Below are 17,506 nucleotides of genomic sequence, written 5' to 3'. Positions count from 1 at the left end.
AGGTATGAACAATGTCAAAAACGTTAGAACTTATATTTAAGACAAACCTAAACAAAACAGCTAAGTTACAATTACCACAAATTTCAGCAACAATAACAGAAGCTAATGTACAATCAGCAATGGAAAATATCATTAAGTTAGATGTTTTAAGATTTACCAGTGGCGCTCCAAGTAAAGTCGCTTCAGCTCAGATTGTAGATAAAACAACAACTGTTTTATTTGAATTAAATTAATTGACATAGTAGACGTAAGTTACAATGTCAAATTTTACTTCACGTCTTCTAAACAGTAGATTGAGAATGGATAGAGAGTTCTAACAGAATTCTATCCGTTCTCTTTTTTAGTATAGAATTTTTTTATAAATTTACGTATAATAATCGTATTTGATAGTAAAAATAATGGAGGAATTAAGTTTGCTTTTTCTATTTGTACTTGGAATTATTTCTGGTATGATGGTGCCTATTCAAACATCGATTAATTCTAGATTAGGTCGATTTACAGAATCATCTTTTTATGCCTCTACGATTTCTTTTTTTGTAGGCACTCTATTTTTATTAATACTTAATATCATTTTTAATATCCAAATGTTCTCAAGCTCATTTTATGCTGGTCACTCTATTGATTATCATTGGTGGGTTGGTGGCTTGCTTGGTGTATGGTTCTTAACAGGTAACTTATTACTTCTTCCAAGATTAGGTGCAGCACTTACGGTTGTGATGACAGTTGCTGGTCAAATCATAATGGGTGTTATGATTGATACATTGGGATTACTTGGAGCCAATCAAACATCTTTTACCTTTTTAAAAGGTGTGGGAATTATTGTTTTATTATTCGGAATTCTTCTTATGAATCATATACCTAAAAATAAACTTAAAGATAAAAGAAATATCTCACTTTATATTTGGTTGTTCATTGGCTTTATTTTCGGATTTGCACCTCCACTACAAACTACAATCAATAGCGGACTTTCAAAGCAAATGCATTCTTCTTTATTCGCTGCACTAGTTTCTTTTACTGTTGGAACTATTGCGTTATTTATTCTAACAATCATATTTAATAGAAGTTTAAAAATTAAACTATCACAACATCATTTCGGTCGTATTAAACCGCTCTATTTTATTGGTGGAATTTTAGGTGTCGTATTCGTTACATCTAATATTATATTAATGCCCTATTTAGGTGCTGCTCTTACAACTATTGTCGCAATGCTTGGTCAAATGATAATGGGCGTCATTATTGATCACTTTGGCATTGGTGTACCTAAAAATGAAATGACTTTCCGTAAATTTATAGGATTAATCGCTATAGCAATTGGTATTGTTTTATTACGTTTATTTTAATGGCTAATAAAATTAAACTTTTATCTAAATCTTCGTCTTCTTAATGAAATAATTGAGAAGACTTTTTTGATGTCATCATTTAATTATGTTGTATTTAGCTCTAAACTTGTATAATAAATGCATATTAATGTTTAGAGGTGATTATATTTGAAAAAGTTTTTATCCCCTTTACCAATACTGGTAACCCTCCTCCTTCTCCTTATTATTTCGTTTGGATTTTATATTTATTCTAAGATTCCTAAAACTACTCATTTAAGCAAAATAGAAACGATGACTGTAAAACCACATTACTCTCTTTCTTTTCAAGGCGTTCAGCAAGCTAAACAAAGTTATACACTTTATTATGAGCCCTCATTAGGTATTAGTTCAGATATTCTAGTAAAAAATAACGAAACGATATCTAAAGATACACCTATATTTAAATATTATAATCCACACATTGAAAAACATATTCTTGCAAAAAAGAATCTTTTATCTTCAATACAACACTCAAATAAAATATCCTCCGATAACTTCAACCAACAAGTTCAATTATCTAATGATATACTCAACTTACAGCAACAACTTCAAACACGTATTTATGCTCCTATTAAAGGTCGAGTCACTGTACTTCACCCTTTCCCTTCAAAATCTCATACTGAAATTATGCAAATTAATAGTGATGAACGAATCATCCGTGCTAAAATCAATGAATCTCAACTCAAACAGCTTAAAAATAATCAACTTGTTCAAGTTTCTATTAAAGATACTAGGCAATTTGAAGGAAAAATTTTATCTATTTCTTCTATTCCTTATAAAACTGAGTCATCTTTCTCTTTTTATAACGTAGATATTTCTACAGATCCTTCCTACCCTATTGGATACCATTTTGATCTTCACTTAGGAACAACAGAATATGAATTACCCAATAAAGTCATTTACAATAAAAATTATGTTCTAGTTATACATAATAAAAAAATTATAAAAAGAAACATTAAATATATTAAAAGTAAAAAAAGTGGGTATATTATGGTATCCAATGGATTAAATATTGGTGATAAAATTATTACGCATCCTTCTACATCTTTATTAGAAAGTACCGAATAATCTTTTATTTTAGTATATTAAACTTTAATTTTATAATATGGAGTATCATAATAATTGTTCTTAATTAAATCTTTTATAAAATTTGCTTATTTTTATAAACAAAGTATTAATTAATCAAAATATTGTTTTATTAAGTGCATTTTCGTTTACTTTCTAATTTTATTTAGTTATAATTAACTAAATAAAATAGAATTAAATTAATTTATTTAATCTAAATTATTAATAGCTTTTTTAAACTAATAGTTGACGTTATATATAGATAAATTTAACGGATGCATAAAAAATAGAAAGAATATTAGTTGGGGAGGTCTTAAAATGGCTATTTCAAAAATTAATGACTGCTTTGAATTATTAGCAATGATTACTTATGCAGATAAATTAAAAAGCATTATTAAAAAAGAATTTTCAATTAGCTTTGAAGAATTTGCTGTTTTAACTTATATTAGTCAAAGTAAAGAAGAAGAATATTATTTAAAAGATATTATTAATCACTTAAACTACAAGCAACCTCAAGTAGTAAAAGCAGTGAAAAATTTATCTCAAGAAGATTACTTCGATAAAAAACGTAATGAGCATGATGAAAGAACAGTATTGATTCTTGTAAATGCAACGCAACGTACAAAAATTGATGAATTACTTAATAGAGTTAACAAACGAATCGAAGAAGCTAATAAAGAAACAGAATTATAATAGTAAACCCTAAAGAGACTAGAACTTTAAAAAACCTAGAATAATAGCCCGTAGATAACATTCGTCTACGGGCCTCTTTTATAGCCATAATTCATATTATATGATGTTGTTTTCTGTAGAATAACTTCATTCTAATATTTATAAACATTGTTTAATAATTTTTTTATATCTAGAACCCCACCCTTTAGGTTGTTCTGTTTCCTTAGATATTCTATTGTAGATAATTTTGACTCTATGCTTATAATTTTATATCAATAAATTTGTAGTATGAGATGCATCATTTTTTTCTACAAAATTTAAATATAATGTTAAAAATTTCTCTTCTTCTTCTATATGAGGTGCATGCCCTGAGTCATTAAATAAAACATAATTTATATTTTTAAATTGATTTTCAAATTGTTGATTCTCTTTATTGATAATAATTGGGTCATAACGTCCTTCTACTATCATAGTTGGAACATTGATTTCATGTGTGACTGTATTTGATTGATTCTCTGTATCTAATAAGGCTCTTGATGCTACTGCACTATCTTCATCGTCTTGTTTACTATATAAACGTTGACGTTGAAACCACTTCATTGCAACGTCACTTTTTTTGTAAATATATGGAAATAATATAAGTAACGCTTCAGATTTATTAAACCCCGCTACTTTATCTTGGTGCTCAATCATTAATTTTGTAAAACCATGGACAATATCTTCAGATTTAGAAGATATAATTGTTAAAGATCGCACTTTCTCTTTATATTTTTCGGTAAAAGCTTGTGCAATAATTCCACCCATATCATGTCCTAATAAATGTGCGCTTTTAATACCTAATTGTTGCATTAACATAATTAAATCTTTAATGTGATCATTTAAGTTATAACTCGTAGGATGTGTAGATTTCCCATGACCTCTCACATCATAAACAATGACTCTATAGTGTTTTTTCAACTCTTTTTTTAATGAGTAAAACCCAGCTAAATTACCATCTAAACCATGAATTAAAATAACGGGAATGCCTGTACCTGCATCTTGATAAGCTATCTTTATTTGATTAGACGTTTCAATTTTTTTCATATCGGCACCTCCCTTAGTATTTACTATACCCACTAAAACATATTTAACGCTATAAACATGTATACAATTAATTATTTTTTTATTTAAAAATTTTTATATAATTTAAATAAAAAAACTCAACCCTATTAATCAGGGTTGAGTTAAAATCATATATTTTATTAAATACTTCTTCTAGATGATAATCGTATAGTATATGTAACAATTAGTACGACGATAATAATCCAAATGATAAGTGAAACAGTTTGAGCGACATTTGAATTTACAATAACAGCATCAATCGTCTTTTGAGAGAATAATAAACCTACTGCTGTATATTCTAATCTTTTAAAAATAACCCCGCATAAACTCATTATAAGTCCCATAAAGAAAATAAATTGATGACTATACATAGTAATAGGAACAATGCCTATAGTGAGATTAAATGCACGCATAATAATAAGAATTAAAGCAATAATTGCAATCATATAGCCTATGATTATCTCTGTGCGATTACTATATAAATATTTTTTTCGAGCAATTTGTATATGAATAAAAATAGTAATCGGGAAAATAACAATACAATAAAACAAAGATAATATAGTTGCAGCTTGGAATGGAACGTATTGCTTATCATATAAATATGAAATTAAAATAAAATTGATAATAAAAAATATAATAGGATTCAATTGTAAACCAAATAAATTTCGTTGAATAATTAGGATAATTTGAGCCGTTGTTTTCCCTCTAAAATCAAGATAATCTTGCTTTTTTTCTTCAGATTTTTTAAAGTCATTACGTATATTTTCTTTAATGTCATCGATAAGTTTAGGGGGCATGCCTTTATGAGTAAAATAATCATTCACATTTTCAAGTAATACTTTATCGTTTGATCGCATATGTTGCTCCTTTATCAAATGTAAGTTTTAAAATACATTCAATTTATTCATTTCAACATTTTATCATAGATTTCAATTGATTTCTTTTCATAAAAAGAAGTAGGATAACGAATCCCAGATTGAATTCGTTATCCTACTTCTATATATTTCATTACCTTTTAAATGAAATGGATTATACGTCACTTTAACTAACTACTTCATTACATTATTTATTAATATCAATACGATATAATTTTAATACTTTGTCTTTAGGTGAGCTTGAACCAAATTGATAGCTTGTTTTACCGTTTTGAATATAAGCAAAATTGCCACTTACACTATTATATTGAACACGTTTAATGGCTCTTTTACCTACGCTTTGTGCTACTTTTTGATAAGTTGGACCATTGGCTTGATTATAAGTCATTGATACTCTAGTCACATAACCAGTATTTTTTTTACCGATGGCAGTAACAACTAATACGCCTTTATTTGTATGGAATTCATAATATTTTTCTTGATTATTTGGATTATATGAATAAATAGGTGTGCCATAGTGATTAATAACATTTTTAATTGATTCACCTATTGTCACATTTTCTAATGTTTTTTGACCTTGAGTTAATTGTTGTACAGTCTGAATCGAATTACCACTAGCTGCTTCAGCATGATTATAGCCTACTCCTGTCATTACTAGTCCTGAAACTAATAGGGCTGTTGCTAACTTTTTCATAAGCACTCGCTCCTTTTTCTTTTATGCTTAATTACAGTATACCCTATCCATTACAAAAATAACAGAAATATTACAAAAACATTACAAAATATTCCTTTTTTATAATCCATTCATTTTGGTAAATAATATTATTTAGTGTTGAGGCATATGTTTTTTTATAAAAGGTGTCACATCATGGATAAACTTCTCTTGTTCTTCTTCAAAAGGATACATGCTTGACTTCGAATACACTTCAAAATGTACATTTCCTATTAAATCTGCTACTTCTTTAGATTCAAGAGATGTTATTCTTTCTCCATACGCACTTGCAACTATAAATGTGGGTTTAGTGATGTACTCAAATACTTCTGCAATTCCTCTTTGTTTAAATACTTCATCTACTGCTTCTGTCTCTTCTTTAGTAGAAATTGAATTAGTATCTTCGACATTTTTTAAGAACTTATTCACTTTACGATGTTTATAATAGCGATGTTTATCTAAAAACTTCTCTTGTTTATCTTCATTCCAGTTACGGATTTTATGTGCATATTTTCTAAACAATCGTTCTTCTGGTAACTCTCCTTCAATAGATGTCGGATTGATCATTGTTAACGAAGAGACATACTCTGGATATTGCTTTGATAAATGCGCAATAATTGTAGCACCCATTTCATGGCCAATAAAAGCCGCTTGATCTATGTAGAGATAATCTAATAATAAAATAATATCATCTGCAAATTCATTGAATTTAATATGTCGTGGTTTATCTGAATATCCATGACCACGTAAATCCAATAATACGACTTGAAATGTTTTTGAAAGTGCATGAGCTAAATTTTGAAAAATTGAAGCATTTTCAAACGCAGTATGTACAAGCACTACTGGGTATCCTTGTCCCATAGTATTGTAATTTAATGTAAATCCACCTTTTCTTGTAAATAATTCCATTTAATTATCTCCTTTTTTTTGTTTATTTATGGATAAAATCGTTAAGAGCTCTTCTATTGTTGTAATGATATAATCTACTTCTTCTTCTAAAGGTTCTAATTCAGCATTTTCTTGTTTATACCAAACGCTTACCATTCCCATAGCACGTGCAGGAGCAACATCATTTAAGGCATCATCTCCAACATACATAATTTCTTCTGGTAAAACGCCGAGTTGATCAATCATATCTTCAAAAATACGTGGGTGAGGTTTGCGATAACCTACTGTTTCAGAAGTTGATAAATAATTAATCACGTGTTCTATTCCTAATGAATAAATCCGAAATTGTTTAATCTTTGATTTCCCGTTTGCAATTACACCGAGTAAATAATCATGCTCTGACAACTTTTCAAGTGTGTATAATGTATCGTAGTATGGAAATACATATCGATAGAAATGCATTTCGAAATCATGAAATAAATCTTTCCATTTCAATCTATCGATGTGAAATTGTTTTATTATCTCCTTATATACATAAGGTTTATCGTTATCTTCATCATCATCTAATTCTATAAATTTATGTTTAAAGTCAGCAAGTTGTACATGTACAAAATAATCATGAAAACGTTCATATTGTTCTTCTATAAATTTATCTCGAGACTTAGTTCTATCCAATAATGTGCCTTCTAAATCGAACACAACTGCTTTGATTTGGCTTAAGTCCATTTTTATTTACCTCTTATCACTATAATTATTCTTATTTTAATAATTTTTGTTCACTTCACTAACGTGTTGTATTAGATTGAGTGACTAAAATATAAAATAATATGGGTATCCCAACAAGTGATAAAATAATACTTGCTGGAATTTGCACTGGATTAATAACAATCTTCCCTACAACATCAGCGAATAGCATCGTTAATGCACCTATCAATATGTTTAATGTCATTTGTATAGCAAGACTATATTGAAAATAATATCGTCTAATTAATTGAGGTACAATGATACCAATAAAACCTATAACACCTATAAACGCTACTGCTATAGCTGTCATAATAGATGTTAACAAAAGTACAATAAATGTTATCCATTGCACATTTAACCCTAGAGACTTACTTTTAGCTTCTCCTAATTGCAAGAGCTTAATTGGTGTAACTAAACTATATATCACAATAATGATTGGCAAAGAAACCATTGTAATATAAACGAGCTCATTCATTTCGGCATTCGCAAATCCTCCGAAATAATAGGCTAACATACGATTCGTACGTTCTGGTTTAATGAGTGTAAGTATATATATTAATGCATTAAAAAAAGCGCCTACCATAAGTCCAGATATGATGAGTACTCTAATTGGAAAATTTCTAGACAATACGATTGTCATTATAACAACAAGTAAAAGTGTCGTGATACTAAAAATGATAGAAAAAATTGGAATAAATAGAAAAGATACACCTAAAAATATAGCTAAACTTGATCCAAAAGTCGCTCCACTCGCTAAACCAAGTGTAAAGCTATCTGCTAAAGGATTATTTAATACCGTTTGAAATAATTGACCCGTCAACGTTAATATGGCTCCTACCATAAGTGCCTCAAATGTTCTAGGAACTCTAACCTTAAAAAAAATCATTTGATTAAATGCTTGATGTAATGACCCTAAACCCCAAAAAAGACTTATAGCTATTATAATACATAAGCAAAGTGTCCAAACTGAAAATGTTAAATATAGATGTCGTTTCATTTCCACTCACATTTCAATTATTATTTATTTCTTATATTACAATGAATATATCCTTACTACTAATTAAAATAAGATTACAAAATGATTCTTTCTCTGCTTTGCTAAACTTACAAGAATATATGTTGTATAAAAAGCCTACAACATTGTCAATATCGTTGTAGGCTTTTGAAAAGTCTCTCATCTTAACGTTTTAACGTTTATAAATTGCATCACGTAATTCTTTCATACCCTCATCAATACGAGGTCCTGGTCGTGAAATTTCGTCACCATTGACTGTTTCCACACGTTCATTTTTTACTGCGTTGACTTCAGAGAAACCATCACGTTCTTTAATCACTTCATAATATTCTTCTTTTGAAATACCTTCAGTTGAAATTAAAATATCAGGATTTTTTCTAATAATACTTTCTTTATCTACTTCTTTCCATCCACTAACATTTGAAAATACATTTTTTGTATCTAGTTTTTCTATCATATCATTGAAAAAGGTTTCTTTTCCTGCTGTATATATTTCGGGTTTTGAAGACACTTCTATAAAAACACTCTGTTTTTTATGATGTGCTGGAATTGATTCAATTACTTTTTGAACATTATCTTTTGTTTCTTTGACTAACTGTTTCGCCTCTTTTTCACGATGCGTCACTTTACCTACTTGCTCAAATGAATCGTAGACTTGATTTAAAGACTGAGCGTCTTTAACATATACTACCTTCACACCACTATCAGCTAAACTATCAAGTGTTTTTTTAGCAGATGATTTTTGAGATTCATGAGCTAAAATCAAATCAGGTTTAGCTTTTAAGAGTGCTTCCTTATTTAAATTCATTGCATTAAATTGTTGCTTGCCTTTTTTCACGTTTTTTGGATAATCATCAACTGTTGATACACCTATAATATTTTTTCCAAGACCAAGTCTATATAATATTTCAGTATTACTTGGAATCAAAGATATAATACGATGATATGTATGAGTATTATTATTGTGATCCGTTGTTTTTTGCTCAGTTGAATGCGTAGAATGATGTCCTTTTTCACTCGATTGATTTTGTCCACATGCTGCTAAAACTAATACTAATGTAAATAAAATAATCCACAGCTTCTTATTGTTCATTTATAAACAATACCTTCCTTTCACAATTTTGTTTATTTCATATATTTATCATACCAAATTATTTATATCATTAATTTAATTCTATAAATTTTTATTGTGTAATTTTATATTATTGTTAAACTTAATGATTTAATTCTATTTCAAAATAAAAAAAGAAGGAAACAGATTTCAAAATACATTCTGTATCCTTCCTGTTTTCATACTATACAGTAGCTATTTTAGGATTTGGGCCATACTTATTTGTCCCCTCATCACTATCTTTTATTGTAAATGCAAAAGTAATCACAAGAATAATAAGTAAGACTAAAGACATCGCTGCCACCATAATTCCTAATTCAAGCGCAATCATTCCGTTGAAAAAACCATCAATTGAAATACCGTATGTTCTATCTACAATACTTGAAATTTTTCTGATTGATGTAAAAATTAAAATAATAAGAGGTAGAACCATTGTGTGCCCTGTATCATGTAAACGACGTACCGTCATCGTAAACGTTCCTATAAAAATAATGATATCAATGATTTCATACACAATATCAAAAAATGTATGCCCTCCATTTAACCCCAAAGTAATGATATTAAAAAGTAAACTCATAATCACTAAAATAATACAATTAGCTAAAATAGCAAACCAATAATGGCGTCTTCTAGTTCGACTTTTTATATTAAAATAATTTTGCCAAAATAATTTGAACGCTTCTATCATGTTTAAGCTCCTTTTATTCATCAGATATATTATATATATATCATCACATATTATAGAACTTAAAAACATCTTTTATTAAATATCATTTCGAATCGCATCAGCAATATACTGATTTAAATTATCGTGTCGTTTGTTATTAATTGTTTTAGCAAATCGCTCATCATTCTCATAAATCGAGGCAATATATTCTAAAAATTGTTCATCTACGTTAGGTACTTGTGTTTGAAGAATATCTTTTAGTTCAGAAATTGCTTGTTTAACCTGTACATGATTTATTTTATAGTTTGCAATGAATAATTCATTCATTTTATCAAAGAATAAATGTAACCTCTCCATTGTTTTCTTATTATTTTGTTGTTTTTCTGTAGAATTCAATCGTTTTTGATTCTCTTTAAAAGCTTGATAATAAGGAGTATGACTATATTTCATTTCAGCTTCTTTCTCATATTGATTCTGTATATTATCATTATTCCATTTACTCATATTAATTTCCTCTTTTCTATGATTAACGAGATGATGATTAAGAAAATGAATCATTTTGTTTAATTGATCTCTTTGTGCAACAATACACTGATAATTATTTTCTAATATTATATTTTTCTCTTCTATACTGTTACTAAAATAAAGTTGAATATCTGCTAATGATAAATTCAGTTCCCTTAGAAATTGAATGGTCTGTAATTTAGAGATATCCTTAGAAGAATAATAGCGATAACCATTAGATGCAATATAAGTTGGCACAAGCAACTCAATTTCATGGTAATAATGAAGTGTGCGTTTAGTTACTTCGGTAATATGACTCACGTCATTGGGTGTAAAGTATACCTGATTTTCCATTCTGACATCCTGCCTTTTTCTTAATCTATTTGATTCACTTCTCTTTTCATCTCTCTATAAAAGAGACTAAGCTATGACGTCACGTTAAGGTCAATCCATTTTTGTAAAATATTGATCTAAGAAATGATATCTTTGTTCAATGGAACCATTAAAATAATTTTTTCCAAAGTTATCTAGTAAAGCATGAAATTCATTTGCATCTTGATTTGTAAAGTTTGAAGGTAATTCTACATATCTTTTTAATTTATCGTAATTCTCAGTATTGGCATAACCGAGTTTTTTATATAATCGACGTGTATAATGATCAGGAATAAATTCGACCCTCTCAAAAATATAAACTAGCAATACATCTGCTGTTTCACTTCCAATACCGTGTAGCTTAAGTAATTCATTTCTTAAATGTTCTCCATATACTTCATTAATCTTGCAATAATCAAACTGATATTGATTTAACCAGTTGAATAATGTAGAAATTGCTTTTGATTTATTGTTATAGAAACCACTAGAGCGGATTAATATTTTTAGTTCTTCTATCGGCAGATTTAATATGTTTTGCGGTTCAAAATGGGTTGCTTCTTTCAGCCGTCTAAGAGAAAGTGCAGCATTATTCCAGTTTGTATTTTGAACTAATATAGCACCTAATATCATCTCTTCACGTGTATCTGCTGGCCACCATCCTTGAGGCCCCATATGTTTTAATAATGCTTTGTAAAGTTGTTCTGTAGTCATCATTGACATCTTTTTACCTTTCTATAAAAAATAAACACCTTCACAAATAAGTATTCGTAAAGGTGCTTTTTAACTTAAAAGTATCTATATTACATTGATTCTGGTGCTGATACACCCACTAATGCTAATGCATTGTGTAATGTAATTTTAACAGCTTCAATAAGAGCAACATGTGCTTTTGTTTTTTCAATATCATCAGATAATACCTTTTCAGCATTATAGAATTTATGGAATGCTGAAGCTAGGTCTTGAATATAATTAGTTAATCGATGTGGTGCACGACTTTCAGCAGCACTTTCAATTGTAGGCTCAAACTCTGCTACTTTCTTCAACAAATCAATCGCTTTTTCATTTGTAATGGTACTAAAATCAGCGTTTTTGTCTATTTCAATACCTTTTTCTTTAGCTTGTTTTAAAATTGAACAAATACGTGCATGTGCATATTGTGCATAATAAATTGGATTATCTTGCGATTGCTCTTTTGCAAGTTCCAAATCAAAATCAAAGTGCGAATCAGGACTACGCATTGTTAAGAAATAGCGCGCCGCATCAATGCCTACTTCATCCATAATTTCACGTAACGTAATTGCATTACCTGTACGTTTACTCATTTTAACTTCTTCGCCATTTTGCATTAAACGAACCATTTGCATAATTTGAATTTCTAAACGATCGCTATCTACACCAAATGTTTCTAAACTTGCTTTTAAACGATTAATATAACCATGATGATCTGCACCCATTAAATCAATTAAAATATCATTGCCACGATTAATTTTATTGTAGTGATACGCTGTATCAGGTGTAAAGTACGTATAGTTACCATCTTTTTTGATTAGTACTCTATCTTTATCATCCTTAAAGTCTGACGTACGTAACCAAGTGGCACCATCTGCTTCATACGTATAGCCTAACTCATGCATTTTTTCTAATGTATTATCAATCGCACCATTTTCGTATAGTGATGTTTCACTAAACCAATTATCAAAATGAACATTGAAATCTGATAAATCTTTTTTCAATTTATCCATTTCATAATCAACACCCAGTTGTCTAAATGTTTTTAAGCGTTCTTCATCAGAGTAATCTTTCATTTCTGGATGTTTTTTGGCTAAGTCTTTACCAATTTCGACTATGTCTTTACCATTATACCCATCAGCTGGCATTTCATGACTTGTATCCCCTAATGCCTCAAAGAAGCGTGTTTCAATTGAACGTGCTAAATTTGTAATTTGATTACCAGCATCATTAATATAATATTCACGTGTTACATCGTAACCTGCTGCAATTAAAATATTTGCTAGTGAATCACCTACAGCAGCATTTCGAGCATGTCCAATATGTAAGTCACCAGTTGGATTTGCTGATACATATTCTAATAATATTTTTTTGTTTTTTGGTTCTTCCGCATAACCAAATTTATCCCCTTTTTGAATTGCTTCTGAGATGACAGCTGTTAAATATTGATTATCTAAATAGAAGTTGATAAATCCTGGACCAGCGATATCTACTTGTTTTACGTTTGCTTTACTTGTATCTAAATTGTCTACAATAGCTTGAGCAATATCGCGTGGATTACGTTTAGCAATTTTAGTTAAGACCATTGCAATATTAGTAGAATAGTCTCCATTTTTAGTATCTTTAGGGATTTCAACTTTAATTTCAGGAATATCTTCTGCTAGATTTGCTTTTTTAATACTTGCTTCAATTTCTTGTATTAAAGTTTTCTTTACTTTTTCAATAATATTCATTCGCCTATCTCCTTATACTTAAGTTCATATTGATATGAGCCCATTTTTTCGTCATTTTGATGTAATTCGTATTGTATTTTTAATTTTCCACCATTTTCATTTACAAAATGTAAAATACTCTTAGTTCTTACTATTAATGGAATGCGTCCTGCTGGTATAGTGTAAAGTGTTGTAGTGTCCTTACCTTCAACGAAGTGTAAGTTCATATTGATATCACCTTTACGTATCAACTTCACGCCATTGTCTTCAATTTTAATTGTTACATTAACAACTGCACTTTCAATTTGTTCTTGATATCGAATATAATCGGCATGTTTTTGTTGCCATGATCCTTGAGAAGAAAATTCAAATGTTTGTTTTTCTCCATTTTGTTTTAAGACTTGTTTCGTTTGAATGTGTATATTCTTATCCAACGTCTGACTCACCTTAATCTTTAAAATATTACACCACATTATAGCATAAATCCTATAGCGCTTGAAGTTAACAAAATTCTATCAACATTAGTTCAATAGTTATCATAAAAACGAGAGTGGAACAAAAGTCATTTTGCGTTTATTGTCCCATTTAAGTCCTTTCCCCAACTTACGTTACCCGTTGACTTTCTCTTCGAAAGTCTTTGTGTTGGGGCCCCGCTACAATTAAAAAATCTTGGTATCCTATGTTTTTAATTTAATTATCTACCTCTATGTAATGAAAAAGAGTCTAAGACGCTTATATTTTAAGTCTCAGACTCTATTTTTCCAACCTATTATGTTTTGAATGTCACCATTAGTATCATGGTATTACTTTTTTCTTTCTAATATGTCTGCTTTTGATTCAAGTTCAACAATATCATAATGATACTTTTCTAAAAGTGTTCTATATTTATAGAAGAAAATGATGCCGAAACCGATTGATGCTACAAATAATAAGATATTTTTCATTTGTTGTCCTCTTTACTCCATAAATTAGCTATAATCTTTTAAATAATTATATCATTAAATAACATTTTTATACATTTCTTAATAACTAAATTTGATTAGCTGTACCTTATTTCCCAGAAATAAATACTTTTGCTTCATTATCTTCTGGATAATAATACCCATTAAGGATCGCTTGCAATCAATCAATGCCTTAAAAGGCGCTTTGATATAAACGCTTTTACTGTCTTTAGTACCTTCATAAGTTGAATTATCATGTGTTTCAGACAAAGGCTCGGCTCTTGCACGCTTGGCCTCTTCGAGTACATCTTCAATGTAATTTACCATTAATGATATATGATTAAAGTCTAAATCGTCGAATTTAAGCAGAAATTTTAATATGACGATTTAAGAGTTATTAGTAAACAAACTGAACAATCTCTTCAACAGATTTATCATAATGTAATGAAATCAGTTTATCAGTTTTATAATGTTGGAGATACTTTAAAAAAATAAAAACTCGAGATACTCAGTCATTGAATATGCACTGCTGAGTGTCTCAAGTTTTTTCTAATCAAATGCCTTAAATAACGCCTCGTTTGAGTTATTCCACATTGTTTCATTATGGGATATTAAAAAATCTTTTAATACTTTTTTATTTTCTCCACCAATTTGATCAATAATAACTTGATGTTTCATAGACTTATCCATCATATTGACATGTTCTGGCATACTCTTATAACCTCGACGAATACTTTTATTTACAAGTAAATAACATGCAGTGACGCCCGCGTAATAAGGACCATTTTCACCACGTTCAGTAGTCACCCAACATAACCAATATTCTTTAGCCTCTGGACCTTCCACTGATTCTTTATCAGTAATCCACTTTACGCCTTTTTCTACTTCCGCACGTGCATGCATACCGCCAATATCAACAAATGCTTCTTTATTTGCAACATCGATAAATACAGGTGCAATATTATCTAAACTAATCGCTCCTATATTTGTACCTTTATGACCATCTAGAGGATCATTTTTTATAATATTAAATTTAAACCCTTTATTTTCTGCCACGATGATTCCTCCAATACTTCTTTACCTTTTCACACTCGCTATTAAATCATAGCGTATATTATCATCAAATATTTAATTTAATTCATTCAATAAATTAATAATTGAACCTTTCACTTCCGAATCTTTAATATTAAGAATCATTTCTTTAGGATAGTATAGTTTATAGTCTTCTCGATTAATACCAGTAATACTTGAAATGACTAACGATTGGCTACTAATTTCTTTAATACTACCATTTCGTCTTAACAAATGGATGGGTTGTCGATTAGAACCAGGTCGATCATAATCATATGGTAAATCTGAAAATGCTTCACTAACAAAATAATATTCCGGGTCAATGCCACCTTCAATAAATAAATCCTGTAATTCAGTAATTGTAATAATCGAACCATCAAATGGAATATACTTAAAGAGATCACGATTAATAAATCGACGCGCTAAATCACTTAAGATCTCATCTTCTTCATGTATCCATTTCTTCAAATAAAATAATACAGTTACTTCATCTAATTCTACATACTGATCAATTGTCATTGTACCTTCAAAAAATGGAATAAATTCTTTTGGATACATTTTAAATTGATAGTCTTCCTTATAAAGCTGTTTGACTCGCTTAAGACAATTATTTAATAGTACTTCTCCACCACGACTTACGGGATGAAAATAGATTTGCCAATACATTTGGTAACGACTCATAATAAAATTTTCTACAGCATGCATACCACTTTCTTTAATAAGTACTTCATCTTTTGATGGTCTCATTAATCGAAGTATACGCTCCATATCAAATGTACCATAAGATACACCGGTGAAATAAGCATCACGTTGCAAATAGTCCATACGATCAGCATCAATTTGAGATGAAATCATGGAAATGACTAATTTATTTTTATGCGTTTTATTAATAACATCGGCTACTTCCTGAGGAAAGGTCTCAGACACTCTACTTAATACTTCGTTAACCTCAGTGTTTCCAGTAATAATTTCTTGAGTAAACGCTTCGTGATCCGTATTAAATATCTTCTCAAAACTATGTGAAAACGGCCCATGACCCAAATCATGTAATAAAGCTGCACATAAAGCAAGGGGGCGATCTTTATTATTCCATGCTTCACGCCCAACAAATGATTCATCAATCATACGTCTTACAATTTCATAGACTCCTAAAGAGTGTCCAAAACGACTGTGTTCTGCAGTATGAAAGGCAAGGTATAATGTACCTAATTGCTTAATACGACGCAAGCGCTGAAATTCTTTAGTTTTAATTAAATCCCATATTAGTTGATCTTTAACATGAACATACTTATGAATTGGATCTTTAAATACTTTTTCTTCAGCTAATTTTTTAGTTACATAAGATGATTGTGTCAAGTTCATCCTCCTCTTTCATACTTGCTTTCATCAGTAGTAATATGAATTTAAGTTGATTAATTCTTATAATACTTTCTTCATTAATGCTAAATCTAATTGTTCACCATACATTTCTGGTTGATATGAACGAACTATTTCAAAACCATGATGTTGATAATAATGAATAGCTTCTTTGTTCTTATTATCAACTTCTAAAAAGACCGTATCATATTCATTTTCAAATTCATGTAATCCTTCTTCAAGTAAACTTGTTCCATAACCTTTATGTTGTACACCTGGGTGAACATAATGTGCGGCTAAGTATAATTCTTTACCATAGATAAAGTTAGCAAATCCTACAATTTCATTATTTTCTTCAACAACTAAAAAAAGTTGATCTTCTAATCGCTTTTTTAAATGGTGTTCATTATACGAAGCTGCTAATAATTCATTAATTGTTGATACTGCATAAATATTTAAATACGTATTATACCAAGCTTTTGTAGCTACATCTCTTATTGCTATAACGTCATTAGTTGTCGCTTTTCTAACTGTATACATGCTTCATTCTCCTGACATTTTATTGTAATTTAATAACAAAATTATATCATAGTATATTAATAAACGCTTTCAC

At 29.3% G+C, this 17,506-nt stretch carries 20 protein-coding genes; 4 read left to right on the top strand and 16 right to left on the bottom strand.

Annotated elements, in window-relative coordinates:
- The first annotated feature begins 11 nt into the window (after nt 1-11).
- The 4 genes from HMPREF2930_RS10955 to sarA all read left to right on the top strand — a co-directional run bounded on the left by HMPREF2930_RS10955 (nt 12) and on the right by sarA (nt 3,116).
- Nucleotides 12-233, top strand: coding sequence for a DUF2922 domain-containing protein (locus HMPREF2930_RS10955; RefSeq protein ID WP_017176027.1), 222 nt, complete (start codon nt 12-14; stop codon nt 231-233).
- Nucleotides 234-413: 180 nt separating this feature from the next.
- The gene (locus HMPREF2930_RS10950) at nt 414-1,340 is read left to right on the top strand and encodes a DMT family transporter (protein WP_017176028.1); all 927 of its coding nucleotides are present in this window, start codon (nt 414-416) and stop codon (nt 1,338-1,340) included.
- Nucleotides 1,341-1,610: 270 nt separating this feature from the next.
- Nucleotides 1,611-2,426: an efflux RND transporter periplasmic adaptor subunit gene (locus HMPREF2930_RS10945; RefSeq protein ID WP_231451783.1), complete on the top strand. Its 816-nt coding sequence runs from the start codon at nt 1,611-1,613 to the stop codon at nt 2,424-2,426.
- A 315-nt stretch (nt 2,427-2,741) separates the two neighbouring features.
- Nucleotides 2,742-3,116 carry a global transcriptional regulator SarA gene (gene sarA, locus HMPREF2930_RS10940; protein WP_002448898.1) on the top strand — a complete coding sequence of 125 codons (375 nt, stop codon included), beginning with the start codon at nt 2,742-2,744 and terminating at the stop codon, nt 3,114-3,116.
- Nucleotides 3,117-3,362: 246 nt separating this feature from the next.
- Here sarA and HMPREF2930_RS10935 read toward each other — a convergent pair whose 3' ends face one another.
- From HMPREF2930_RS10935 to HMPREF2930_RS10860, 16 genes are all read right to left on the bottom strand, one after another.
- Nucleotides 3,363-4,178 (bottom strand): alpha/beta fold hydrolase, encoded by an 816-nt coding sequence (locus tag HMPREF2930_RS10935; protein ID WP_017176030.1) that lies wholly within the window; start codon nt 4,176-4,178, stop codon nt 3,363-3,365.
- A 158-nt stretch (nt 4,179-4,336) separates the two neighbouring features.
- Nucleotides 4,337-5,053 (bottom strand): hypothetical protein, encoded by a 717-nt coding sequence (locus HMPREF2930_RS10930; protein ID WP_017176031.1) that lies wholly within the window; start codon nt 5,051-5,053, stop codon nt 4,337-4,339.
- 205 nt (nt 5,054-5,258) lie between these two features.
- A complete protein-coding gene (locus HMPREF2930_RS10925; RefSeq protein WP_017176032.1) occupies nt 5,259-5,765 on the bottom strand; it encodes an SA0570 family protein in 507 nt (168 codons plus the stop codon).
- A 132-nt stretch (nt 5,766-5,897) separates the two neighbouring features.
- Complete coding sequence (locus HMPREF2930_RS10920) at nt 5,898-6,692, bottom strand: alpha/beta fold hydrolase (protein ID WP_017176033.1); 795 nt, start codon at nt 6,690-6,692, stop codon at nt 5,898-5,900.
- Nucleotides 6,693-7,397 carry an HAD family hydrolase gene (locus HMPREF2930_RS10915; RefSeq protein ID WP_017176034.1) on the bottom strand — a complete coding sequence of 235 codons (705 nt, stop codon included), beginning with the start codon at nt 7,395-7,397 and terminating at the stop codon, nt 6,693-6,695. It abuts the gene before it with no gap.
- A 58-nt stretch (nt 7,398-7,455) separates the two neighbouring features.
- On the bottom strand, nt 7,456-8,412 hold the full coding sequence (locus HMPREF2930_RS10910) for a FecCD family ABC transporter permease (protein ID WP_017176035.1): 957 nt from the start codon (nt 8,410-8,412) through the stop codon (nt 7,456-7,458).
- A 190-nt stretch (nt 8,413-8,602) separates the two neighbouring features.
- Nucleotides 8,603-9,523, bottom strand: a complete 921-nt coding sequence (locus tag HMPREF2930_RS10905; protein ID WP_017176036.1) for an ABC transporter substrate-binding protein — start codon at nt 9,521-9,523, stop codon at nt 8,603-8,605.
- A 202-nt stretch (nt 9,524-9,725) separates the two neighbouring features.
- Complete coding sequence (locus HMPREF2930_RS10900) at nt 9,726-10,229, bottom strand: DUF805 domain-containing protein (RefSeq protein ID WP_017176037.1); 504 nt, start codon at nt 10,227-10,229, stop codon at nt 9,726-9,728.
- 75 nt (nt 10,230-10,304) lie between these two features.
- Nucleotides 10,305-11,066, bottom strand: a complete 762-nt coding sequence (locus tag HMPREF2930_RS10895) for a MerR family transcriptional regulator (RefSeq protein WP_017176038.1) — start codon at nt 11,064-11,066, stop codon at nt 10,305-10,307.
- A 90-nt stretch (nt 11,067-11,156) separates the two neighbouring features.
- A complete protein-coding gene (locus HMPREF2930_RS10890; RefSeq protein WP_017176039.1) occupies nt 11,157-11,804 on the bottom strand; it encodes an endonuclease III domain-containing protein in 648 nt (215 codons plus the stop codon).
- A gap of 80 nt (nt 11,805-11,884) precedes the next feature.
- A complete protein-coding gene (gene argS, locus HMPREF2930_RS10885; RefSeq protein ID WP_002448884.1) occupies nt 11,885-13,546 on the bottom strand; it encodes an arginine--tRNA ligase in 1,662 nt (553 codons plus the stop codon).
- Nucleotides 13,543-13,959: a YwiB family protein gene (locus HMPREF2930_RS10880; RefSeq protein WP_017176040.1), complete on the bottom strand. Its 417-nt coding sequence runs from the start codon at nt 13,957-13,959 to the stop codon at nt 13,543-13,545. Before HMPREF2930_RS10880 ends, argS begins: the two co-directional genes overlap by 4 nt.
- Nucleotides 13,960-14,328: 369 nt before the next feature.
- Nucleotides 14,329-14,469, bottom strand: a complete 141-nt coding sequence (locus HMPREF2930_RS11630; protein WP_017176041.1) for a hypothetical protein — start codon at nt 14,467-14,469, stop codon at nt 14,329-14,331.
- Nucleotides 14,470-15,015: 546 nt separating this feature from the next.
- Complete coding sequence (locus HMPREF2930_RS10870) at nt 15,016-15,522, bottom strand: YwhD family protein (RefSeq protein WP_017176043.1); 507 nt, start codon at nt 15,520-15,522, stop codon at nt 15,016-15,018.
- A 72-nt stretch (nt 15,523-15,594) separates the two neighbouring features.
- Nucleotides 15,595-16,899, bottom strand: a complete 1,305-nt coding sequence (locus HMPREF2930_RS10865; protein ID WP_172952303.1) for an HD domain-containing protein — start codon at nt 16,897-16,899, stop codon at nt 15,595-15,597.
- A gap of 57 nt (nt 16,900-16,956) precedes the next feature.
- Nucleotides 16,957-17,433, bottom strand: coding sequence for a GNAT family N-acetyltransferase (locus HMPREF2930_RS10860; RefSeq protein ID WP_002488589.1), 477 nt, complete (start codon nt 17,431-17,433; stop codon nt 16,957-16,959).
- Nucleotides 17,434-17,506: the final 73 nt, after the last annotated feature.

It is taken from the genome of Staphylococcus sp. HMSC068C09, from assembly GCF_001813735.1.
Classification (GTDB): domain Bacteria; phylum Bacillota; class Bacilli; order Staphylococcales; family Staphylococcaceae; genus Staphylococcus; species Staphylococcus hominis.
The sequence above is the reverse complement of the archived record's forward strand: the minus strand, read 5'-3'. Positions and strand labels throughout refer to the sequence as shown.